This is a genomic window from Bacteroidales bacterium (assembly GCA_023229505.1).
Classification (GTDB): Bacteria; Bacteroidota; Bacteroidia; order Bacteroidales; family JAGOPY01; genus JAGOPY01.
Genome location: JALNZD010000001.1, coordinates 47,735 through 70,624 on the forward strand (window position 1 = coordinate 47,735; position 22,890 = coordinate 70,624).

General features: G+C 42.0%; 19 protein-coding genes. 7 read left to right on the top strand and 12 right to left on the bottom strand.

The window, feature by feature from the left end; translation table 11 throughout:
* Window positions 1–92: 92 nt before the first annotated feature.
* Window positions 93–1,808, top strand: a complete 1,716-nt coding sequence (ftsZ, locus tag M0Q51_00175; GenBank protein MCK9398394.1) for a cell division protein FtsZ — start codon at window positions 93–95, stop codon at window positions 1,806–1,808.
* Between the two features lie 24 nt (window positions 1,809–1,832).
* On the opposite strand, the gene tsf is transcribed toward ftsZ, so the two are convergent.
* The 6 genes from tsf to M0Q51_00205 all read right to left on the bottom strand — a co-directional run bounded on the left by tsf (window position 1,833) and on the right by M0Q51_00205 (window position 7,579).
* The gene (gene tsf, locus M0Q51_00180) at window positions 1,833–2,669 is read right to left on the bottom strand and encodes a translation elongation factor Ts (protein ID MCK9398395.1); all 837 of its coding nucleotides are present in this window, start codon (window positions 2,667–2,669) and stop codon (window positions 1,833–1,835) included.
* Window positions 2,670–2,703: 34 nt separating this feature from the next.
* Window positions 2,704–3,606, bottom strand: a complete 903-nt coding sequence (gene rpsB / locus M0Q51_00185; GenBank protein MCK9398396.1) for a 30S ribosomal protein S2 — start codon at window positions 3,604–3,606, stop codon at window positions 2,704–2,706.
* 112 nt (window positions 3,607–3,718) lie between these two features.
* Entirely contained in the window at window positions 3,719–4,105 is a 387-nt protein-coding gene (gene rpsI / locus M0Q51_00190) for a 30S ribosomal protein S9 (protein MCK9398397.1), read from the bottom strand.
* Between the two features lie 5 nt (window positions 4,106–4,110).
* Window positions 4,111–4,566: a 50S ribosomal protein L13 gene (rplM, locus tag M0Q51_00195; protein ID MCK9398398.1), complete on the bottom strand. Its 456-nt coding sequence runs from the start codon at window positions 4,564–4,566 to the stop codon at window positions 4,111–4,113.
* Between the two features lie 112 nt (window positions 4,567–4,678).
* A complete protein-coding gene (locus M0Q51_00200) occupies window positions 4,679–5,932 on the bottom strand; it encodes a hypothetical protein (protein MCK9398399.1) in 1,254 nt (417 codons plus the stop codon).
* Between the two features lie 1,074 nt (window positions 5,933–7,006).
* Window positions 7,007–7,579, bottom strand: coding sequence for a hypothetical protein (locus M0Q51_00205; GenBank protein ID MCK9398400.1), 573 nt, complete (start codon window positions 7,577–7,579; stop codon window positions 7,007–7,009).
* Between the two features lie 216 nt (window positions 7,580–7,795).
* Between M0Q51_00205 and M0Q51_00210 the strand changes: the two genes are divergently transcribed.
* A complete protein-coding gene (locus M0Q51_00210; GenBank protein MCK9398401.1) occupies window positions 7,796–8,521 on the top strand; it encodes a hypothetical protein in 726 nt (241 codons plus the stop codon).
* 77 nt (window positions 8,522–8,598) lie between these two features.
* On the opposite strand, the gene M0Q51_00215 is transcribed toward M0Q51_00210, so the two are convergent.
* A complete protein-coding gene (locus M0Q51_00215; protein MCK9398402.1) occupies window positions 8,599–11,913 on the bottom strand; it encodes a hypothetical protein in 3,315 nt (1,104 codons plus the stop codon).
* Between the two features lie 102 nt (window positions 11,914–12,015).
* Here M0Q51_00215 and gldA point away from each other — a divergent pair, with 102 nt between their 5' ends.
* The 3 genes from gldA (at window position 12,016) to M0Q51_00230 (ending at window position 14,996) form a co-directional block, all read left to right on the top strand.
* Window positions 12,016–12,927 carry a gliding motility-associated ABC transporter ATP-binding subunit GldA gene (gldA, locus tag M0Q51_00220; protein MCK9398403.1) on the top strand — a complete coding sequence of 304 codons (912 nt, stop codon included), beginning with the start codon at window positions 12,016–12,018 and terminating at the stop codon, window positions 12,925–12,927.
* Between the two features lie 92 nt (window positions 12,928–13,019).
* Entirely contained in the window at window positions 13,020–14,324 is a 1,305-nt protein-coding gene (metK, locus tag M0Q51_00225; protein MCK9398404.1) for a methionine adenosyltransferase, read from the top strand.
* Window positions 14,325–14,336: 12 nt separating this feature from the next.
* On the top strand, window positions 14,337–14,996 hold the full coding sequence (locus M0Q51_00230) for a DUF4159 domain-containing protein (protein ID MCK9398405.1): 660 nt from the start codon (window positions 14,337–14,339) through the stop codon (window positions 14,994–14,996).
* Between the two features lie 58 nt (window positions 14,997–15,054).
* On the opposite strand, the gene M0Q51_00235 is transcribed toward M0Q51_00230, so the two are convergent.
* The 5 genes from M0Q51_00235 to M0Q51_00255 form a co-directional block, all read right to left on the bottom strand.
* On the bottom strand, window positions 15,055–17,700 hold the full coding sequence (locus tag M0Q51_00235) for a valine--tRNA ligase (protein MCK9398406.1): 2,646 nt from the start codon (window positions 17,698–17,700) through the stop codon (window positions 15,055–15,057).
* A gap of 60 nt (window positions 17,701–17,760) precedes the next feature.
* Window positions 17,761–18,297, bottom strand: coding sequence for a DUF4252 domain-containing protein (locus tag M0Q51_00240; protein ID MCK9398407.1), 537 nt, complete (start codon window positions 18,295–18,297; stop codon window positions 17,761–17,763).
* Between the two features lie 19 nt (window positions 18,298–18,316).
* On the bottom strand, window positions 18,317–18,865 hold the full coding sequence (locus tag M0Q51_00245) for a DUF4252 domain-containing protein (GenBank protein MCK9398408.1): 549 nt from the start codon (window positions 18,863–18,865) through the stop codon (window positions 18,317–18,319).
* Window positions 18,866–18,952: 87 nt separating this feature from the next.
* A complete protein-coding gene (locus tag M0Q51_00250; GenBank protein ID MCK9398409.1) occupies window positions 18,953–19,516 on the bottom strand; it encodes a hypothetical protein in 564 nt (187 codons plus the stop codon).
* Window positions 19,497–20,012, bottom strand: coding sequence for a sigma-70 family RNA polymerase sigma factor (locus M0Q51_00255; protein ID MCK9398410.1), 516 nt, complete (start codon window positions 20,010–20,012; stop codon window positions 19,497–19,499). Before M0Q51_00255 ends, M0Q51_00250 begins: the two co-directional genes overlap by 20 nt.
* Window positions 20,013–20,170: 158 nt before the next feature.
* Between M0Q51_00255 and M0Q51_00260 the strand changes: the two genes are divergently transcribed.
* Window positions 20,171–21,856, top strand: coding sequence for a peptide MFS transporter (locus M0Q51_00260; GenBank protein ID MCK9398411.1), 1,686 nt, complete (start codon window positions 20,171–20,173; stop codon window positions 21,854–21,856).
* 3 nt (window positions 21,857–21,859) lie between these two features.
* Window positions 21,860–22,801 carry a TIGR01212 family radical SAM protein gene (locus M0Q51_00265; protein ID MCK9398412.1) on the top strand — a complete coding sequence of 314 codons (942 nt, stop codon included), beginning with the start codon at window positions 21,860–21,862 and terminating at the stop codon, window positions 22,799–22,801.
* Window positions 22,802–22,890 lie beyond the last annotated feature (89 nt).

The window sequence follows — 22,890 nt, forward strand, 5'->3', positions numbered from 1 at the left end:
GCCGCAGTTATCAACAATCATCTTGTTTATAATTATTCTGGAAAATAGCTAATCAAATTTATAAAACCAATACTTTTAAAATCCTGAAAACCATGAAAGAAATGATCAAATTTGATATGCCGAAAAACCAATCATCCATTATAAAAGTAATTGGTGTTGGCGGTGGCGGATCTAATGCAGTTAACCATATGTTCCGCCAGGGTATCAAAGGGGTGGATTTCATCATTTGCAATACAGACGCCCAGGCAATGGATTCTTCACCGGTTCCCACAAAAATCCAGTTAGGTGAAAAAGGTCTTGGGGCCGGTTCAATGCCCGCGGTAGGAAAAGAGTCTGCCCGGCAGAAGGTCGATCAGATCAGGGAAATCCTCGAAAAGAATACGCAGATGTTATTTATCACGGCCGGGATGGGAGGGGGAACCGGGACCGGCGCCGCTCCGGTAATCGCAGCCATTGCCAAAGAGCTGGGTATCCTTACGGTAGGCATTGTTACTATCCCTTTTACGTTTGAAGGGAAAAAACGAAAATTCCAGGCTGATGAAGGGATCCAGGAATTAAGGAAATGCGTCGACACCTTGCTGATCATCTGCAATGATAAACTCCGTGAATTATACGGTGACCTTAAACTTTCCGAAGCTTTCGACAAAGCCGATGACGTGCTGACCACAGCCGCAAGGGGCATTGCCGAAATCATTACAGTAACAGGTTATATCAATGTTGATTTTGAAGATGTCAGGACCGTGATGAACAATAGCGGCAAAGCCATTATGGGATGCGCCCAGGCAGAAGGGGAAAACAGGGCGATTGAAGCTGTGAAAGCAGCCCTTTCCTCTCCATTGCTGAATGATAATGAAATTGAAGGTGCCAGCGATGTATTGCTTTATATTACCTCCGGGCTGGAAGAAATCTCCATGGATGAAGTCACCGAAATCACAGACTATATCCAGCGGGAAGCAAAGTCGCAGGCTGAGATTATCTGGGGAAACGGATACGATGAGACACTCGGCAAGAAAATCAGCATTACCCTGATTGCAACCGGATTTGATGCTGAAAGAAAAGCTGCTGCCGGCCAGGATGTTAAGATCAGGCATGCATTGAACGATGAAATCAAAACTGAGCTGCCATTGCCTATAGCTGCTTCAAAAGAAGATTTTACAGAAATCACGGGAAGGATAGAAATTATCCGCAAACCAATCCTGGAAAACAGTATTTTCGAAGAAAGCACAGAGTCAATCCCGGTCATTGATCCTGAACCCATTACATTGATCAGCAAGCCGGAGGAGGAAGAATCCCCTGTTATCGAGGAACAACCCGTGAGTAAAGCCTGGAAAGAAGATGAAAGGACATTTGTTTTCGAGTTTTCGCAGCAGGAAGACGATGAAATCCTGGAAAAAGAAGAAATTTTAGTCACCCAGCCGGAAGCTAAAGAGAAAAAGCTTAACGGAGAGGAATTATCAGGAGAAAAATCCAGGAAGCCGGTTGAAATGAAGCCATTTGAGCTGTACATTAAAAAGCCCGGCGGCGATTCAATTCACGGGACCGATAATACTTCCACTCGCCCGTCGATCGACCTGAAATCCCAGGAAAGAATTGAACGGCTCAGAAATTTAAGCATGAAACTTAAAGATGAGAGCGCCATCGAAGAAATGGAGAACGAACCCGCCTATGTCCGCCGCAATGTAGAACTTACAAATTCTGTTCCCTCGGGTGAGGCCCGGGTTTCAAAGTATTCTCTTTATGAAGACAATGATACCAAAGGAACTGAGATAAGGTCCGGGAATTCGTTTCTGCATGATAATGTTGACTAACCTGGTGAAAAAATTACCTGGTATTCAGACCCCTAATTTCTGCCTGCAAAAAGCAGCAACGGTCAAATCCTTATCGAATCCCTGCAAATACTGCCTGATCGTTTTGGTATTATCCTTAATAAATTCCTGGTTCAGCAGGGTATTTTCCTTGTAGAATTTATTGAGCTTTCCAATCGCAATTTTTTCGAGCATATTTTCCGGTTTTCCTTCCCTGCGGGCCTGCTCCATGCCAATCTCGATTTCTTTTTCAATCGTTGTGGCATCGATATCATCGCGGTCGATGGCGATAGGGCTCATGGCTGCAATCTGCATAGCCACATCATGTGCCGCATCCGCGATCCCGGGAATACCTTTCTTGTTTAACCCAACCAGCGTAGCGAGCTTGTTTCCCAGGTGATTATATCCTGATACCAGCTCAGCGCGAACCGTGTAATAGCCTGACAGTTCAAGTTTTTCACCTATTTTACCTACCAGGTCCGTAAGGTTTTCCTCAACGGTCCTGCCATTCAGGTTCAAAGCATTCAGCTCATCCATAGAAGCAGGCTTTTTTGCAACGGCCAGATCAAGAACAGCTTTAACATAATTGATGAAATCATCGCTTTTAGCAACAAAATCAGTTTCGGAGTTCACAATTATCAGGGCGCCAAAATCATGTGTATCATTGGTTTTAGCAAGGATTATTCCTTCAGTTGCCTCACGGTCGGCACGTTTGGCGGCGATTTTCTGTCCTTTTTTACGGAGGATCTCGATGGCTTTTGTAGCATCGCCATCACTTTCGATGAGGGCAGTTTTGCAATCCATCATTCCTGCCCCGGTTATCTGTCTGAGTTTATTTACTTCAGCAGCAGTTATATTTGCCATAATAATCAGAATCTTTGTTTAGTGAATGAAATAATTACTTCTTGGGTTTAGCAAGGCCTCTGCGTGGTCTCTTATTCGTTTCAGCCATCCTGTCTTCCTCTTTCTTAACTTTTGAAAGTTTCTCGAGAGCCTTTTTACGGATACTTTCAGAATCTTCTTCATCATCCAGTCTGTCAACCAGGAATGCTGGTCCGCCGAGCCGGTCAAATTCGTCCTTGTCATCTTCTTCACCGCGGGCTTCCTTATCGATCTTTCTTTCTGCCAGTCCTTCTTCAATGGCCTGAACCATAATCCGCAGAATCAGCTCGATTGATTTTGAAGCATCATCGTTGCCCGGGATGGGGAAATCAATAATATTGGGATCAGAGTTTGTATCGACAATAGCGAAAGTCGGGATATTCAATTTTCGTGCTTCTGCAATCGCGATTTTTTCTTTCAAAATATCAACAACAAAGATAGCAGAGGGTAAACGGTTAAGATCGGCAATACTTCCAAGCTGTTTCTCCAGTTTCTGACGCTCACGGTCAATTTGAAGACGTTCGCGTTTGGAGAGGCTTTTAAAGTTGCTGGTTGCCATCAGTTTATCGATGGAACCCATTTTTCGCACCGCTTTACGGATCGTGGCAAAGTTGGTCAGCATACCGCCCGGCCAGCGTTCTACCACATAAGGCATGCCCACTTTCTGGACCTGCGTGGCAACGATTTCCTTTGCCTGTTTTTTTGTAGCTACAAAGAGGACCTTGCGGCCTGACTTAGTGATCTGTTTCAATGCCGACGCCGATTCCTCGATCTTGGCCATTGTTTTGTAAAGATCAATAATGTGGATTCCATTGCGCTCCATGAAAATAAAAGGAGCCATGTTAGGATTCCATTTTCTTCTGAGGTGGCCAAAATGCACACCCGCGTCCAATAATTCTTCGAAAGTTGTTCTTGCCATGAATTGTAGATTTATGTTTACCTTCTGATTTATCAACCTCCAGGTAGCATCTGTAATAGCGATAGTCCTGGCGGTTTAGATACTAAACACTCTTTTTCGGGGGAGCGATCCGTTAACGTTTGCTGAACTGGAATCTTCTCCGTGCGCCTGGCTGGCCCGGTTTCTTCCTTTCAACCATCCTGGGATCTCTGCGTAAGAGGCCTTTATCTTTTAATGCCTTGCGAAACTCCGGGTTTAATTTGACCAGTGCGCGGGCAATAGCCATCCGGAGCGCTTCAGCCTGGCCTTTGTAACCACCGCCGTCGAGATTGACGTTGATGTCAAATTTATTTTCAGTCTGAGTAACCTCAAAGGCTTGTTTGACCGTATATTGAAGAACTGATGTCGGAAAATAATCTTTTACGTCACGCTTGTTAACAGTAACCTGTCCTGTTCCTTCTTTAAGGTATACTCGGGCAACGGCTGTTTTTCTTCTTCCGGTTGCGTTAATGACTTCCATATTGACTATTTAATGGTATTGATATCAATTTCTTTTGGTGACTGGCCCTGGTGAGGATGCTCCGGGCCGGCATAAACGTGAAGGTTGCGGTATATTTCCCTGCCCAATCTTGTTCTTGGCAGCATTCCCCGGATTGCCTCCTCAACCACTGCAGTTGGCCTTTTCTTCAATAACTCCGCCGGTGAATGGATCTTCTTACCACCCGGATAGCCGCTGTGTGTAACGTATTCCTTGCCAGTCATTTTATTTCCGGTAAGCACTATTTTTTCGGCATTGATGATCACCACATGGTCACCACAATCAACGTGAGGGGTGTAATAAGGCTTATTTTTACCACGCAGCATCTTGGCCGCATGCGATGCCAGTCGCCCCAGCACTTGTCCTTCAGCATTCAGCAGAACCCATTCTTTGACAACGGTTTCCTTCTTAGCGCTGATTGTTCTGTAACTCAAAGTATCCATCGATGGCTATGTTTCAATAGTTAAAGATTACCTTCTGAAAATGGGGTGCAAAGATAGAATGAAATTTTGGTTTTAACAAATGAAGGCGGATAAAAAAATTAAAACATCATTTCTATAACTTTTCAATTAAGCCATAAACCACCGGATTTCCCTTTCTTAATTTTATTGTAAAATCATCAATCAAAAAGTTATCCTTGCCTTTATTCCAGATATAAATCCTTAACTGAATATCCTGACTGTTTATATTTATATCGGAAAGCTTGAGGGAGTAATGAATCGTAGTCCAATTCTTATTTGCTTCCTCGTCTGAATAAAACAAATCGAATCGTGCACCTCCCCAATAAATATTCTTACCCTTAGAATCTAAAGAAGCTATGAGGATAGCATCATTATGTTTATCAAGTAAATAGGTTTTAACTGATACATCTATAAAGTCATTTTCATTTGAAATTATCTCCTTTAATGATCTTGAATAGGCTGGTGACCATTTTGTTTTATCATCAATCAAGTAAGATGTTTTTCCTGAAAACCATATAGAATCCACATTTTTTCTTTTATCGATTGAAGACCAATATTTTTTCCCTTCAATTTCAAAATCCTGATATTCAATAATATTATTCTCTTTCTTTACTGCTTTCGAAAATATAAAGCTTGTTCCGCCTGCATAGTTATTTTGCACTTCTATAGCAGGGTAATAGTCCTGTATTACTGGAACAGATAATGGATTATTGTAGGATAAACAACCAAAATAAAGATAATCAGATAATTGGCTTTGCTTCTCAAGATAAGTGATAAGATTATTTATAGTAGAAAAAGAATCAAACCAAATAAAGTTCGTATCAATTTTTAAATTTTCAAAGTAATAACGGGATATGTTTTTATCTGAATCAATGATTGATGCAATACCTATATATGAGTTTATCGCCTTTTGATGATCAGTTAAAACATTTATATACTGCGCATTGTAGAACAAAGTATAATGTTTTCTCACAATTATGACAGAATAAATGTTTATAGACAGGATAGCCAGAACAAGCAGTAGATTAATTATTGTTTTCTGAGGTTTTATATGACCAAACAAAATAAAATACAAAAACGGGAAACTGAAAATCAGAACAGAATACTGAAGGACATTATTAACATATTTTGAATAAAAAAATCCAATTAAAAAAGGGATGAAAAACCAACAAGCAAACAATATAAAGTGGTGATAGTTAATATCCTGCTTTTTTATTTTTAAGAAGCCAAATAAGATTAGCAATATGGCAAGCACATAAGAAATTACTGAAAAATTAAAGGTATAACCAAGGTAATTTAAAATGAAGTCATTGTTAATTTTTCCCAGCCATCCTTCATTGCCACCCATGTTTAACTGGTATAATAATATCCTAATATGAGGAATATACAGTAACATGATAATAACGTTACTGATTATGTATTTCAGTAAATATTGTCTACGTATAAAAAATAATCCACTTACACCTACAATAGCGGCAAACAATAAGCTAAAGTGGTGATTGTATGCACATAATGAAGCTGATATTATAAAAAGGAAACTATTCAGCCAGAACCTTTTTTGGGGGGATAGCATGATTTTAGTCCAGAAATAGACCATCAACAATGAAAAAAACAGCCCGTTCGAATACGGCCGGGCAATTTGACTGTACATGATAGTATACTGGATACTTGCAAGAAATGAAGCTGAGATTAGTGCGACCGTTTCATTATACCATTTCCTGGCAATCAGATATATAAGGTAAACCGATAGAATCCCGCAAAGGATAAATGGCAGTTTCACGATCCATTCGGAATATCCCCATAATTTTGTCCAGAAATAGAGCCATACCTGGATGCCCGCAGGAAGCGTGTCGACTTTTACTCCTTTTTCAATTAACTCAGAAAAACTATCAAAGTGGGTCCGGAAAAGAGCGCTGAATTCATCATACGTATAAGGAATTTCAGTTAAATGATATAACCTTAACGCCGCAGCTACTATAATAATCAGTATTAATATTGCTTTATTTGTCAGTTTCATACTTCAAAAGAAAGAAATTAGCGCCAGGCAAGTAGTGTCTGGACCGTGTAAAATTAATACTAAAGATACAGTTTGCAAATAGATTCCCGCTTGCGCGAGAATGACGGGGATCACGGGGGATTAGAAGACGGCGCGGCACGCCTTAAAATATTGACAGAGGTGTGCCGCGCCGGTTTGTTTTTCCTCTCCCACTGCGTCATTCCCGCGAAAGCGGGAATCTGCCGGCAATTCCAAATTGTGAAGCCCGGGCTGGCCTTTGCGCGTCTTTCGCCCAGTATTTTTTATTCGGTTATCCCTAAGATCCTTTTAATATCATCTAAAGTGAATAATATTAACGGAGTGCTAATTCCTCTTTCATTAAAATCCAACAAATAATCGCCGTGTCCTGCAATGATATAGACTTTTTTATATATATCTTTTGCCATCAATTTTTCTGTCATATTTAATTATAAACCTAACCAATTCCATTCGTTGGCCTTTTAAATTGGGGGATGAATAGAAGTCAGACATTTGTTTTAGAGTACTGCTAAATGAAATTGTGAAGTCATTTATTTCATTTGCTTTAAGTGTCGAAATATAAGTATTTGGTGCTGTTGATATAGTGCCAAAACTTATCAATGTTATTTCTTTGCTTTTTTGGCTAAGTGCTACAAAATAATCGACAAATATTTGAATATTTTCTAATTCGGAGATACCATAATTCTTCACATGGAGATTAAAATTAGCAATATCGCCAGAAATTTCATTTTCAGGAAGGATTCTGATTATTGGATCTTGGGAAATTTCAAGCTGCTTAGCAAAAAGAATACTGTCCTTTCTAGATATTTGTTCACTTAGTTTTAAACTCTCTTTAAATTGCTTATTTGAATTAATAAATGTAAATATTGCGATAAATATTCCTATAACCACAGATATATTGGCTATTTTATCCCAATTCCAGTTCGCAATATTTATCATTAATCTTGATAATTTTTTCATTTTCAAAGATATTGGCCATAATATGAGAGTAAATATAATACATATTTCCCAGGCATATCGGAGTACAAATACAACTCGATTATGGTTCGATCATTTTTTATTGCCAAAAAATGCTAGTGGTGAGATTTAGTGTTTTGGTGCTTTTGTTGCAAAGAAAAGACATTTCGGAGGGGACCCGAAATTGTAATAAAAATGGGCACAATCCGTTAGCAGATTATGAAAAGAATTTCTCTGGCAGTCTTCATTGCGGTCACCTTTTTCGCGGTAGCAATGGGGTTCATGGAAAGCTCCGTGGTTATTTATCTCAGGGAGATTTATTACCCGGAAGGATTTGCATTTCCGCTGAAAATAATGAATATGCATATCGCATTAACTGAAATTTTCAGGGAATTCGCAACGCTGGTCATGCTGGGCTCTGTTGGATTTATTGCAGGGAGGACAAGGTTAGAAAAGTTCGGGTTCTTCATCTTTGCTTTTGGCATATGGGACATCTTCTTTTATATTTTCCTGAAACTTCTTCTGGGATGGCCAGAAAGCCTTTTTACCTGGGATATTCTTTTCCTGTTGCCGACAACCTGGGTGGGGCCCGTCCTGGCGCCAGTCATCAATGCCATTACCATGATAATCTTTGGAGTATTGATCTGGTATTTCCAGTCAAAGGATAAGCTATGGCCGGTTAAGATGCGGGAATGGATAATGCTGGCAGCAGGATCACTTATTGTTTTCTGGTCTTATATTGAAGATTACGTCAGTTTCTTACATCCGAGTTTTTCAGTGTCTGAAATCTTCTTCCCTAAAGATACCGGACGGCTTATTGAATTTGCAACACATTATGTGCCGCAGGAATTCAACTGGGTAGTTTTTGGAATTGGACAGTTGATTATCTTGGCAGGTATAGGTTTGTGGTATTTCCGGGAAAGAAATATCAGTGGTCATCCGTAATATCCGTGTCATCCGTGTGCTATTTTATATGGCACACGGATAAACACGGATGCAACGGATTTACACGGATTATTGGACTAAAAACTAAAACTTACCCCGAAAGTTGTCCTCCTGGGCAGGCCATAATTCCGCGGATCATTGATATAATTGGCGTATAAATAACGGTAAGACTCTTCGGAAAGAGCCCCGGAAATTTGTTTCTGGCTTTCCGGGGCAGAAAGATATCCGTTATCATCTGGTTTCCCGGTATAGCGATAGACCTTGTAAATTATCTTTGAATTGAAAAGATTCTGAATCGTGCAGTACAAGTTCAGCATGTACCTGTCATTTTTAAAATGAAATCCCTTTTCAATCTTTAAGTCAAGGTATGCCTGTGCCGGCATGGTCGTAGAATGAGTGTATAAAGTGTATGAGGAACCATCGGGGTTTCTAGTCTTCATATAGTAAACCCCGGAGTGAAAATGGCCATACACCCCCAGGCCGATGCTACTAAAAAGCGAATAATTAACTGATCCGGAAGGCCCCATATAATCATTTCCGTATCCTGTATTAAACTGCAGGTAACCTTTTACCAGGTTTTTGGGAACAAGAAAATCATACAGGTGGTATGATGGATTATCTTTGTTGAACAATAAATGATAAGTAAGTCCATAATTAAACCCGGAGGTCTTACCCGATCTGCGGCTTATGGCCAGGTCTGCGCCGTACTGGATGAAAGGGTCATCAAGATTTTCAAAAGAACTATAATCTTTAGGATAAGCGCCGACTCTTCTGGTAAGATAGATAATATTATTTAAATAATCCACATATCCTTCAGCTGAAATAAGAAATCCCGGAAAAGGCAAAACCGAAAATCCGGCCCTGAACTTGTCTGTTCTTTCAGGTTTCAGGGATCCGTTAGGAATCCAACCTGATAGATTGTCAAAAAAATAATAAGTTGCAGGATCGGAAAAGGTTATTTCCGGATTTGGATTCCGGACAGCCGAATTATATCGAAATGATAGAAGCAGCCAATTTTTTAACTTCTTTTGAATGCTTATCTGGGGTAAAAAATTAAAATAAATCTTATTCCTGGTAAAAACATCAGTAGTTACATGTTCCTGTTCGGGATGAATAAGATAAGGGGAAACACCGGATCCAACATCCAGTTCGGTAGCATCGCTTATAGGATCTCCATTGCTGTCGTACCACTGATCACCATCACGATATCCCACAATTTGAGTAGGATTCCAAAAATTGTCAACATAAACCACAAAATTATTGCCGATTCCCGTAGGTGGCTCAACGGAAAATCCGGGAATATCGGCCAAATCTCCGGCTGTATAGGCTTCATATAATAAATAAGGATCTTTCAGTACCTGCTGGTTGGCATCAAAGGCATCTATCCTGAAACCGGCAATGATCGACCAACCTTTCAGATTCAGCTGATAGTCGGCATAAGCAGAATAGTTCATCGGAACATAGGCGCCTGTCTGCCGCGTATATTCACCCTGGTTATCTTTGGCTGTGAAAAAATCATCAAAAGACACTTTATTCCGAATCCGGTTTCCTACATAATCATAACCAACGTATGCGACATAGGAACCAATACCGTCATTCAGCAATTCATCCGCGGTGAACATATCAATAGAGAATAACTCCTGCCCACAATTTACAGTATGTTTTACACCGTCTTTATCAAAATAGTTGATCGAATTAGTACTGAAATCATAGGAATCAATGTCGATAAATTCGAGTCCATCGGTAGGCAGGCCAAGTTTTTTGCGCAGATTAAAGTCAAAATTTCTTTGCGAAATCTCATCATATTTCCTGCTATAATAAATAGTATCAAGTAAATCACCTTCGTGGACATACGGATGTTCGAAATCTAATTCCCGCAGGTGAAAATTGGTGATGCTCCTCATTAGTGACCAAAGACCGGTTGGATGAATCTGATAGGATGAATAAGAGTCCCTGTTGAACTGAAATCCAAGGTTTATCTTATGCTTGCCAATAATCAGGTCACCGCTCGCAAAGATTTTGACCTGGTGTTGATCCTTAACGGAATATTCATTGTAAACAGTACCGGCGTTGTAATAAAGGCCGTAGACATTATTTGGCCGTTGACCGTTGAGCAGGCCACCCCCCAATTGTACCTGGTCCAGGTTTTGATAATTACCTATTGGCTCACCCTCGTAAATTGAAAAATAAGATGAAGTATAGGCGGCCAACCCGGGATTCAGATCCCCCGGTGAGAATTCCACCAAAGTGTCATAATCCCAGGAATTTAGAATCCAGGCCTCATCGTAAAAATTTCCATTAATGGAATCGGAACCTATCTGAAAAGTCGGTGTTTTATAAGTATCGAATTTACCTGCATAGCCATAGCTGAAATAATCCTTGCCGTAATTCGGGTCCTGGGTCACTGCATGATAATAGGAATACTGTCCCTGCACCTGGTAATGAAACCGGACTGATGCACCGGTATTAACCTGTTGCTCAAACCGAAGGTAATTGTTCGAATAAATGGTTGATTTTTCAGGATTTCCATTCTGGTTGAAAAAATAATTCTCATAGATAGGAATTATCTCTTTTTTGGATACCGTATAGGTACCTAGTTTTATGCTCATTCCGTTCTGAAAATCAGCCTGAAGATTGCCGTACAGCGAATATCCCTTTTTCGCGGCATTGGTATTAAAGAAAGAACTCACTGCATCAGGAGCTTCGGTATAAAGTGCATTCTCATATGTTCCGTCCCATTCCCCTGCTGCTCTTAGCGGATTGTCGGCCAGGAAATCAAGATATTCGTCAGAAGCATGATCGCGGGAAATATATGAAGGATAAGCATCCGCTGAAGAAAACAGCCTGGATGCCAACAGGTAGCTCAATGAAACATTTCCCTTATTACCAGACTTGTTAAACCTGATCGGACCTGACAGGATGAGCTGCAGATCATTATCATTGAATTGCTTATGCAGAAGCGTGATATTACTTTCGATCCTAAAGGAAAAACTGTCAGGAGATGAAGTAGGCAAAAAATTGCAAAAGCCGGTCAGACTATTTCCATGGTCAAAATAATCTTCAAAAGAATCGAATTTCGCAGACCCAATCAATCTCAAAGGCATTTCTTCCGCAAATCTGACCGGAACCCCATCGAACCAGGTGTAATTATCCGATATGCTGAAACCATTGCTATAAAAAGAACCGAATTTAGATGCGTTAAACATCTGTGGATTCAGCTCAAAGATATCATTGACATGCACCAATGGCAATCCTTGTATCAGGTTACAATCATAATGGGAACCATCATCGGGAAAATCAAGCGTAGAATCTGCTTGTCCGTTAGCATGTTTTATAAAAATGGTTAACAATAAAACAACTATGATAATTAACCGTTGAGATAGATTAATCATAGAAATAATTTTGGCAAAGGTTAACAACTTCGGAAGTGATATTAATAAGAAGTAAATATAATTATTTTATTAATTTCGTTCCATTACAGAACAGCAAAAGGAATGTCAATTGAAGTCAGGAAAGTCATCAAGCTATATGGCAGGCAGCGTGCGCTGGATGATGTGAGTTTTGAAATAAAACCGGGCGAAATTGTCGGCTTGCTTGGTCCAAACGGTGCCGGCAAGTCTACGTTGATGAAGATCATCACCTGTTTCATCCCTCCTACAGAAGGTGAAGTCAGTGTGTGTGGCCATGATATTTTTGAAGAATCTCTTCAGGTCAGGGAAAAAGTTGGTTATCTTCCCGAACACAACCCGCTATACCTGGAAATGTATGTAAGGGAATACCTGGAATTTATCGCAGGGATCCATAAAATCAAAGGAAATATCAAGGAAAGGGTTGCAGAAATGATTGAACTGACAGGCCTGGCTCTGGAGCAGAAAAAAAAGATCGGCGCACTTTCCAAAGGTTACCGGCAGCGTGTCGGGTTGGCCCAGGCACTCATCCATGACCCTGAGGTCCTCATCCTGGATGAACCGACCTCTGGGCTTGATCCCAACCAGATCCATGAGATCAGGAATTTGATCAGGTCAATAGGCACAAAGAAAACAATTATGCTTTCCACGCATATTATGCAGGAAGTGGAAGCCATTTGCGACCGCGCCATCATCATTCACAAAGGCAAAATCGTTGCAGATGATGCAACCAGGAACCTGGCCGGCACCGTCCGGAATAAAAACCGGATCACGGTGGAATTCAGCGGAAAGATTACAAAAGAGGATTTAAAACATCTTTCTGGAATTTCATCGCTGGATCAGTTAAATCCAAACACCTGGGTCATAGAAACCGAGGCTTCCCGGGATATCCGTGAAGATCTGTTCAAACTTGCCGTAAACAAGGATTCAGGCATTCTTTCATTGAATAAGGAAGAACTCAGGCTGGAGGAGGTCTTTCAAATCCTGACCCAAAACTGATTTATATTTAATTTATTTTTAGCTTTGCAGCCCTGATATTTAAATCAGGCCTTTCCTTAAATAAACAAGAATAATCAACAAATACATTTATTATGAGCTATTTATTTACTTCGGAATCTGTATCAGAAGGACATCCCGATAAGGTGGCTGATCAGATTTCAGACGCCCTCCTCGATGAATTTCTCCGCTGGGACCCGGAATCCAAAGTTGCCTGCGAAACGCTCGTGACAACAGGTTTGGTCGTTACCGCGGGTGAAGTGCGGACAAAGGGATATGTCAGTATTGATGATGTTGTAAGGGCAACAATCCGCAAGATAGGTTATACCAAGGCTGAATACCGGTTCGATGCCGATTCATGTGCGGTTATTTCGGCCATACACGGGCAGTCTGACGATATTGCCCGCGGTGTCGATAAAAATAAAGATAAATTCAAACAGGGCGCCGGTGACCAGGGAATGATGTTCGGTTTTGCCAGCAATGAAATGGATAATTTTATGCCCATGCCGGTCGAAGTGGCCCATGTCCTGCTGCAGGAACTCGCTGCTATCCGCAAAGAAGGCAAACTGATGCCATACCTGCGGCCGGATGCCAAATCACAGGTAACCGTCGAATATGACGATCTGCACCAGCCTGTCAGGATTGATACCATTGTGGTTTCTACTCAGCATGATGAATTTGATTCAGATGAGAAGATGCAGGAAAAGATCAAGACTGACATTAAAACTATATTGATCCCCCGCATTCTCAAACAGCTCCCGGACAGGATTGCAAAACTGTTCAATGAGCATTACCGCCTTTTGGTCAACCCGACCGGCAAGTTTGTGATCGGAGGCCCGCATGGGGATACCGGCCTGACCGGCAGGAAAATCATCGTTGATACATATGGTGGTCGCTGTGCACACGGAGGCGGCGCTTTCTCCGGAAAAGATGCTTCAAAGGTTGACCGTTCGGCAGCTTATGCAGCCAGGTATATCGCGAAAAACCTTGTCGCAGCCGGAGTAGCCGATGAAGTCCTGGTGCAGGTTGCTTATGCCATCGGCGTTGCTGAACCTGTCGGATTTTTAGTTAACACCAGCGGAACGGCCAAAGTAAGGAATCAACACGGTAAGATATTGACTGACAAGGAGATTTCCACAATTGCTTATACATTGTTTGACCTGCGTCCTTATGCAATCATCAGCAAATTTGGCCTTCAAAACCCGGTTTTTGAACCTGCTTGCACTTATGGCCACTTTGGAAGGGACCATTATGAGAAAGAAGTTGAAGTTTATTTTGAAGACAAAGACACCGTTCAGCGTGAAATTAAAGGAAAAGTAAAATATTTTAAAACGGTAAGTTTCTTCGCCTGGGAAAAGCTGGATGCTGTGGACAAAATCCGGAAATCATTCGGGATATAATTGAATCTTGAGATGCCATATCGTTTTTCTTTACTGGTTATTGCAATTTTCATGCTTCCTTCCGGCATTTATTCCCAAAAAGGAGTTCAGATTGCATTATTGAAATATAACGGAGGCGGCGACTGGTACGCCAATCCCACTTCTCTCACTAACCTGATCAAATTCTGTAACGAAAACCTGAAGACAAATCTTGTCGCGGATTACGCAACTGTTGAAGCGGAAAGCCCTGAACTTTTCAATTATCCGTTTATCCATATGACGGGGCATGGGAATGTTTATTTTAATGACCAGGAGGCTCAGAATATACGCAACTATTTAATTGCCGGAGGTTTCCTCCATATTGATGACAATTATGGCCTCAATCCCTTTGTCAGGCCGCAGATGAAAAAAGTCTTTCCGGAGCTCGATTTTATCGAGCTGCCATTCGATCATCCTGTTTATCACCAGGAATACGAATTTCCGAACGGGTTACCTAAAATCCATGAGCACGATAATAAGCCGCCCCAGGGTTTTGGATTGATCTACGAAGGCCGGCTGGTCTGCTTTTACTCGTATGAATCGGATCTCGGTGATGGATGGGAAGATCAGGATGTCCATCATGATTCGAACGCTACCCGGCTAAAGGCACTGCAGATGGGGGCGAATTTGGTTAGCTATGTGTTTATGAAGTAGTCGGCGGTCGGCGGTCAGCGGTCAGCGGTCGGCAGTTAACTCAAGAAGTCAGATGGACTTAAGTTCTACTCTTTAAAGTATCTAATTGTGCTTCGATCACCCGGATCTTCGATTCAGCATCATCCTTTTTTTTCTTTTCTATTTCAACGACTTTCGGCGGTGCGCTGTTGACAAACTTTTCATTTCCGAGTTTCATCATCACGGATGCAAGGAACCCGCGGGCATATTCAAGGTCTTTCTCTAATCTTAAAATTTCCGTTCCAATATCTATCGTTTCCGCTTCAAGCGGTATAAAGAATTCGGTAGAGCCCACGATAAAAGAAGCTGCACCTTCAATTTTCTCTTCTGTATATTTTAATTCTGCCAGGTTACCCATTTTAATCACCACTTCATCAAAATATGTATTTGGTCGCTGGCCATGGTTTTTCCTCACGTAGAGAGAGATCTTTTCCTTTTGGGAAATATTTTTATTCACCCGTTCATTCCTGATGGCAATGATCACTTCCCGCTCAAGGTCAAAGTGCTTTAAAAGATCGGTCTTATATTTTGAAGAAACGGGATACGGTGCAATTATAATGTCATCACCGTCCGGCCTTTCCTTGAGCTGGTGCCATATTTCTTCCGTAATGAACGGCATGAAAGGATGAAGGACTTTCATCAGTGTCTCAAAAAAGATGATCGTCCTGTCATAGGTTTCACGGTCGACAGGCTGCTGGTATTCGGGCTTGACCATCTCGAGGTACCAGGAGCTGAATTCATCCCAGGTAAGCTTATAAGCAGTCATCAGGGCATCCGACATCCGGAATTTCAAAAAATGATCTTCCAGTTGCTCAAGGGCCTCGTTAAGCCTGTTCTCAAACCAATTGACAGCAGTCTTATTGTTTCCTGAAGTTTTCAATTCAGAATCCACCGTCCAGCTATTGACCAGGCGAAGTGCATTCCAGATTTTATTGCTGAAGTTCCTCCCCTGTTCACATAATGATTCATCGAAAAGCAGGTCATTCCCGGCAGGCGACATGAACAGCATTCCAATGCGCACGCCGTCGGCGCCGTAATGGTCCATCAAATCGATCGGGTCCGGTGAATTGCCTAAAGATTTTGACATTTTACGGCCGAGTTTATCGCGCACAATACCTGTAAAGTAAACATTCCGGAATGGTACTTTTTTCCTGTATTCCAGGCCAGCCATGATCATCCTGGCAACCCAGAAAAATAGGATTTCGGGAGCGGTCACCAGGTCATTGGTCGGATAATAATAGTTGATATCCTTGTTATCCGGATTTCTTATACCATCAAAGGTTGAAATCGGCCAGAGCCATGACGAAAACCAGGTGTCGAGCACATCTTCATCCTGTAACAGGTCTTCCTTCTTCAACTGCGGAAGGTTTAACTCTTCTCTTGCTTTCTGCCAGGCTTCATCCGCAGATTTTGCCACTACAAATTCCCCGTTGGGGAGATAATAGGCGGGTATCCGCTGCCCCCACCATAACTGCCTTGATATACACCAGTCACGGACATTTTCCATCCAATGCCGGTAGGAGTTTTTAATTTTAGCAGGGTGGAACCTGACCTCTTCATTCATGACTGCCTTCAATGCGGGCTTGGCCAGGACGTCCATTTTCATGAACCACTGCAAGGAAAGTTTTGGTTCAATGACTTCATCTGTCCGCTCTGAATATCCTACTTTGTTGATATAGTCTTCCACCTTGACCATAAATCCTTTTCCCTGGAGTTCGGTTGTAATTTTCTCCCTCACCACAAAGCGGTCCTCCCCCACATATAGCAGGGCTTTTTCGCTGAGTGTACCGTTATCATTAAAAATGTCAATAGATTCAAGTTTAAAGCGCCGGCCAATTTCGTAATCGTTAATATCATGGGCAGGGGTAATTTTCAGGCACCCGGTGCCGAATTCCATATCCACATATTCATCTTCTATAACCGGCACGGGCCTGTTGATGAGGGGAACGAGCACCTTTTTACCCGTAAGGTTCCGGTATCGAGGGTCGTTCGGGTTCACACAAACGGCCGTATCGCCCAGGATTGTCTCCGGACGTGTGGTAGCAATGGTTATCCATTCCTCCGGATTCCCTTCGACAAAATAGCGGATATAATAAAGCTTTGATTTGACTTCTTTGTAGATTACTTCTTCATCTGAAAGGGCGGTGAGTGCTTTCGGGTCCCAGTTAACCATCCTGACACCTCTATAGATCAACCCTTTATGGTACAAATCAACAAAAACGTCAATGACAGATTCATACATATCAGGGTCCATTGTAAAACGGGTACGTTCCCAATCACAGGAAGCGCCCAGCTTTTTTAATTGTTCAAGGATGATGCCGCCGTGCTTTTCTTTCCATTCCCAGGCATATTTCAGGAATTCTTCACGGGTGAGGTCGAACTTATCAATGCCTTTTGCTTTCAGGCTCGCTACAACCCTTGCTTCCGTGGCAATGGAAGCATGGTCGGTACCGGGAAGCCATTCGGCATTTTTTCCCTGCATGCGGGCCCGCCTGACCAGGATATCCTGGATAGTGTTATTGAGGATGTGGCCCATATGTAAAACCCCCGTGACATTGGGAGGAGGGATAACGATCGTATAAGGTTCACGTTCGTCCGGTTCAGAGTGGAAGTACCTTTTGTCCATCCAATGCTGATACCACTTGCTCTCAATCTCACGGGGGCTGTATTTACTGGGAATGTGCATTATTCCTGATGTTTCAGTGATTCAAAAAAATAATGCACAAAATTAGAAAAAAACCTGGTTCTATTCAGGCTTGCAGTCCCCTTTGTTATGCATGTAATATTCCACCATCTCACGGAGGCTTTGTAAATTTTCAGGGCTGAACATGGCAGAAAAGTCCATATTACCTGTAACCGTTACCATCATAATACCTTTTTCATCTTTTTCGAGCATGGCAACTTCCCTGGTATTTCCGGCCGGTCCTTTTATCATAAAGATATTAACCTGTACTTTTTCAGCATTAACGGTGATCACTTTGGTATATTGGTCATCTCCGGCAGTCTTCTGCATTTTCTTCCAAAGTTTATCCTGGTCAGCTTTTCCGGCATCGGTTTTATATTTCACAATCCTGATGCTCTCAATATTCTGCATCATCTCCTTCATCTGGATGTTATTCACGGTCTTTTCCCAATCGAAGCTCATGGAACCGGGCAGTATCTCAGTGGTTTCAAACCCGGGTTCACTCACATACCGGTCATACAATGAAGAAAGCGGTGTGTTTTGTGCCAGAAGAAAGGCTGGTACAAAGGCAACAATCATTAAGACGATCAGCTTTTTCATGGCCTTTTATTTTAAAGGATTATTTCTTCTCTTCATCTAATTTTTTGAGATTGTCCATGCCTTCAAAATTCATGGTTTTCGAAAGCTTTCCAATGGTAGCCATGTCGATCGTTCCGGTTATCGAAATAAACCCGGCTTCCTTTTCGCCGCTGATCACAAGGAGCAGTTCCCCGATCTTATCGCCTTTTTTCATAGCCAGGAATTTTACTTCTTCTCCCGGCTGTTTGACGACCATCAGTTCGCTGTAGCCTGAAACCTGTAGTTTGCTGACCTCTGACTTAAAACTGACCAGTGCAGTGCCAGTGCTGTTTGAATCCTTCGTCTCATACATCAAGATCTTGATTCCATCCAACTGCTCCATCATTGCTTTAACTTCCTTCGCATCAGGATCATCCGTATTCATATCCGCAAACATTCCAAAGAGTTCCTTGGAAATGCTGACCGTGGTAAAACCATCCTTACCGCTGTATTTGTCGAACAGTGCGATGGCAGAACTGTTCTGGGCATTCAGCAGTTGTGTACTCATTAAAAGCAGCATAGTTAAAGCTGCAAGAATTGTCCGTTTCATAGTTTTATAAATTAAAAATTAAAAATTAAAAATTTCACTGTTTCACTATTTCACTGTTCCACCGTTCCACTGTTTCAAGTTTCACGATTAGTTGTTAGTAATAAATTTATCGACCTTATCAACCTGGTCCAGCCTGTTTACTTCATTCAATCCTTTATTATAAGCCGCAACAGGTTTAAGTTCCTTTAACCCGGTTTCCAGTGCATTGACTGGTTCGAGGCTCCTGGTTCCTTTATTGAACTGGGCGGAAACAAAGAGCAGGATCTTCCTGGCTTCCAGGTATGCGGTTTGCGGGTCCTTATAAGTATCTTCTATTCTTTTGGAGAATGGGTCAAATTTCACAAAAACAGCGATAAGGATGAGCACACTGGCAGCAACTCCGGCAATCCAATAAATCCAGGGCCGGCGAAGATCAACGAGTGGTGCCAGATTGTTTCCTTTCACGGCGGACATCACCTTGTTATCGAAATCAGCATCCTCGATTTTCTGATCCTGTTCCTGGATTACGAAACTGAAATATCCTTCAAGATTTTTCCACTTCAGAGGTACATCCCCTGAGGCGAAAAAATCACGGAGCTGATTTTCTTCTGAGAGAGAGGTTTCTCCCTCAAAATACTTCTCCAATAGTTTCTCAATTTCGTGCAAGTTCATATCCTTGTATTTTTAAGATCGTATCCCTGACTTTTTTGCGTGCTCTCGACAAATTCACCCTTACCGCATTAATATTCAACTCCATGACTTCGGCAATCTGTTCATATTCCAGGCCTTCAATATCCCGCATATGCATGATCGCCTTTTGCTGTTCCGGGAGATTTTCAATGATTTTCCGGACAAACCCTGTAAAATCAGCCCTTTCCAACAATTCTTCAGGGTTATGCTTTACGGTTAAAACCTGCCGGTCAGTCAGTCGTTCTGTCTGGAAAGCTTTTGACCTGATCCTGTCAAGGCAGAGATTTTTCGTTATTGCCATCGCAAAGGCTTCTATACTAGAATAATTTTTCAAATCATCCCGCCTGGTCCAGAGTTTAATCAAGGCATCCTGCACTGAATCTTCCGCTTCTTCAACCCTGCCCAGCAACCGCAGTGACAGACGGAACAGTCTGTGCTTCAGCGGAAGGACCTGTATTTTAAACTCTTCAGGGTTCATTTGGTGTTAAGACGATAGAAGAATAGATTCATTACAACTGATATCGAAAAAACTTACTAAATTTTACCTTATTCTGATTGAAATTTTGAAAAGTTCGATTTTTCATTATTTTTGTGTCATTGACTTCTCCAGTGTTTTTATAACTAAAACCTAAAATTATGTTTAAAAATCATCCAAAAGGACTTTTCGTAGCCTTTTTCTCCAATATGGGGGAACGTTTTGGCTTCTACACCATGATGGCCATACTGGTATTGTTTCTGCAAGCTAAATACGGTTTAACTGAAAGCCAGGCCGGAAGTTATTACAGCTGGTTTTATTTCAGCATTTATGCGTTAGCTCTCCTTGGCGGTTTATTGGCCGACTGGACAAAGAAGTACAAACTCGTGATCCTGGCCGGTATTATAGTCATGTTTGCAGGGTACCTCATTATGGGAATTCCGGGAAACACCCTCACCGTCACGCTGGTTGGCCTTTTTACCATTGCATTCGGAAATGGCCTTTTTAAAGGAAACCTTCAGGCAGTTGTGGGTCAGATGTATGATAACCCGAAGTATTCAAAAGTCCGGGATAATGCATTCATGATTTTTTACATGGGTATTAATATCGGTGCATTTTTTGCGCCTTTCGTCGCTACCGGTATCCGTAACTGGTTCCTGAAAACACAAGGATTTCTTCATGACGGAAGCCTTCCGGCGATGTGCCATGCTTTTATGCGGGGTGAACTCGTCAACACCGGAGATTTCCAGACTCTTGCCAACAAGGTTTCGTTATCCGGCCTTCCTGTAACTGACCTGGGGACGTTTGCTCAAAACTACATTGATGCTTTCTCCAGGGGGTATAATTATGCTTTTTCGATTGCGGCAGGGGCAATGGTCATCTCAATGCTTGTTTATCTCATTTTCAATAAACACCTGCCATCCAAAGATAAGATCGCAAAAGCCGATGCAAATGCAAAGTCTGTTGTTAAGATGCCCTGGGCAGAAGAAAAGAAAAGACTCATTGCACTCGGACTGGTCTTCATCGTTGTTATTTTCTTTTGGATGTCTTTCCATCAGAACGGTCTGACCCTTACTTTCTTCGCCCGGGATTATACGGTAAAAGATGTAGGGCCCTTCACCAATATTTTCTTTAACCTTGAGTCGATACTCGCTTTCATTGGTGCGGTTGCCGGCCTCTTCCTCGTGATCCTTAATAAAAAAGCCACTACCAAGTTAATCGGTGCTGGTATGCTTTTGGTCGGTGGTGGCCTGACTTATTATTTTATATCGGGTTATAACACACTGAACCCTATAGCTCCCGAAGTATTCCAATCTTTTAATCCTTTGTTCATTGTAGCGCTCACCTTTCCTATAATGGGACTTTTCGCCTGGCTGAACAGGAAAAATATGGAACCATCAACCCCGAAGAAAATCGGGATCGGGATGATCATCGCAGCTGTCGGATTTTTGCTTATACTAATTGCATCCCTCGGCCTGGTCTCGCCTCACGAGCTTCAATATGTCGGCGAAGCCGGTAAATTAGAGTACCATTCAGTGCCTGATTCTTCAAGGGTGATGCCATACTGGCTTATTAACGGCTACCTGATCATGACGATCGCCGAACTTTTTTTAAGCCCGATGGGTTTATCTTTTGTCTCAAAGGTTGCTCCACCCAGGTTCCAGGGCCTCATGCAAGGAGGATGGCTGCTGGCGACTGCGCTTGGCAACAAGCTTCTTTTTGTCGGAAGCTACTTCTGGGGCAAACTCGACCTGTGGCAGCTCTGGGCCATATTCATTGTCTGTTGCCTGCTTTCGGCAGCTTTCATCTTTTCCATCATGAAGAGGCTTGAAAACGCTACTAAATAATTGATGTACCCCTGGGGACATCAACGCCGCTTTAACTCCTATGCCGAATATTTCAAAAAGCAATTCGGCGGAAGAGTACAAAAATTAGCTATTGACGCCGGGTTTACCTGTCCTAACCGTGATGGGTCCAAGGGCTTGGGAGGATGCACCTATTGCGATAACGATGCTTTCAATCCCTCCTATTGCCATCCTGAAAAATCAATCCTCACGCAAATTGAAGAAGGAATTGAATTCCATGCAAGGAGATACCGACGGGCTTCCCTTTTCCTTGCTTATTTCCAGCCTTATTCCAATACCTATGCCCCGCTGGAAAAACTGAAAGAGATTTACTCACAGGCACTGTCTTTCCCGGAGATAATCGGCTTGGTTATCGGTACCCGGCCTGATTGTATTGACGGGGAGAAACTTGAATATTTCCGGAACCTTTCTGAGTCTCAATATATCATGCTGGAATACGGCATTGAATCGTGCTATAACCGAACCCTGAAAAGGATTAACAGGGGCCATACCTTTGAGGATTCCATCGCTGCACTCGGGATGACATCTCAATATGGTATAAAAACCGGTGTTCACCTGATCTTCGGGCTTCCGGGGGAAACAAGGGATGAAATGATGAAAGAAGCTGAGATATTATCGGCTTTGAATATCAATAACATTAAATTTCACCAGTTACAAATTATTAAAGGTACCAGGATGGCTGAAGAGTTTAAAATGATGCCTGAAGGTTTTATCCGGTTTTCCCTGGATGATTACATTGAATTCATTATTGATTTTGTTGAAAAGCTAAATCCGGCTTTCGTAATAGAAAGATTTGCAGGTGAAGTCCCGCCCCGTTTCCTGGCAGGACCTGGCTGGGGTTTGATCCGCAATGATCAGATCCTGGTTAAGATCGAAAAAAGGATGGAAGAAAGAGGAACTTGGCAAGGTAAGAGGTTTAAGATTTAAGGTTTAAGTTGAGGATTTGAAACTTGAAATTTGAAATTTTTTACGGGAAATAAAAAATTATAATATTATATTTGCTTAAGCATTTTTTA

Bases quoted from the DNA above. Each gene is read 5' to 3' on its own strand.
- ftsZ (MCK9398394.1), top strand. From the start codon at position 93: ATGAAAGAAATGATCAAATTTGATATGCCGAAAAACCAATCATCCATT.
- tsf (MCK9398395.1), bottom strand. From the start codon at position 2,669: ATGGCAAATATAACTGCTGCTGAAGTAAATAAACTCAGACAGATAACC.
- rpsB (MCK9398396.1), bottom strand. From the start codon at position 3,606: ATGGCAAGAACAACTTTCGAAGAATTATTGGACGCGGGTGTGCATTTT.
- rpsI (MCK9398397.1), bottom strand. From the start codon at position 4,105: ATGGAAGTCATTAACGCAACCGGAAGAAGAAAAACAGCCGTTGCCCGA.
- rplM (MCK9398398.1), bottom strand. From the start codon at position 4,566: ATGGATACTTTGAGTTACAGAACAATCAGCGCTAAGAAGGAAACCGTT.
- M0Q51_00200 (MCK9398399.1), bottom strand. From the start codon at position 5,932: ATGGGTGGCAATGAAGGATGGCTGGGAAAAATTAACAATGACTTCATT.
- M0Q51_00205 (MCK9398400.1), bottom strand. From the start codon at position 7,579: ATGAAAAAATTATCAAGATTAATGATAAATATTGCGAACTGGAATTGG.
- M0Q51_00210 (MCK9398401.1), top strand. From the start codon at position 7,796: ATGAAAAGAATTTCTCTGGCAGTCTTCATTGCGGTCACCTTTTTCGCG.
- M0Q51_00215 (MCK9398402.1), bottom strand. From the start codon at position 11,913: ATGATTAATCTATCTCAACGGTTAATTATCATAGTTGTTTTATTGTTA.
- gldA (MCK9398403.1), top strand. From the start codon at position 12,016: ATGTCAATTGAAGTCAGGAAAGTCATCAAGCTATATGGCAGGCAGCGT.
- metK (MCK9398404.1), top strand. From the start codon at position 13,020: ATGAGCTATTTATTTACTTCGGAATCTGTATCAGAAGGACATCCCGAT.
- M0Q51_00230 (MCK9398405.1), top strand. From the start codon at position 14,337: ATGCCATATCGTTTTTCTTTACTGGTTATTGCAATTTTCATGCTTCCT.
- M0Q51_00235 (MCK9398406.1), bottom strand. From the start codon at position 17,700: ATGCACATTCCCAGTAAATACAGCCCCCGTGAGATTGAGAGCAAGTGG.
- M0Q51_00240 (MCK9398407.1), bottom strand. From the start codon at position 18,297: ATGAAAAAGCTGATCGTCTTAATGATTGTTGCCTTTGTACCAGCCTTT.
- M0Q51_00245 (MCK9398408.1), bottom strand. From the start codon at position 18,865: ATGAAACGGACAATTCTTGCAGCTTTAACTATGCTGCTTTTAATGAGT.
- M0Q51_00250 (MCK9398409.1), bottom strand. From the start codon at position 19,516: ATGAACTTGCACGAAATTGAGAAACTATTGGAGAAGTATTTTGAGGGA.
- M0Q51_00255 (MCK9398410.1), bottom strand. From the start codon at position 20,012: ATGAACCCTGAAGAGTTTAAAATACAGGTCCTTCCGCTGAAGCACAGA.
- M0Q51_00260 (MCK9398411.1), top strand. From the start codon at position 20,171: ATGTTTAAAAATCATCCAAAAGGACTTTTCGTAGCCTTTTTCTCCAAT.
- M0Q51_00265 (MCK9398412.1), top strand. From the start codon at position 21,860: ATGTACCCCTGGGGACATCAACGCCGCTTTAACTCCTATGCCGAATAT.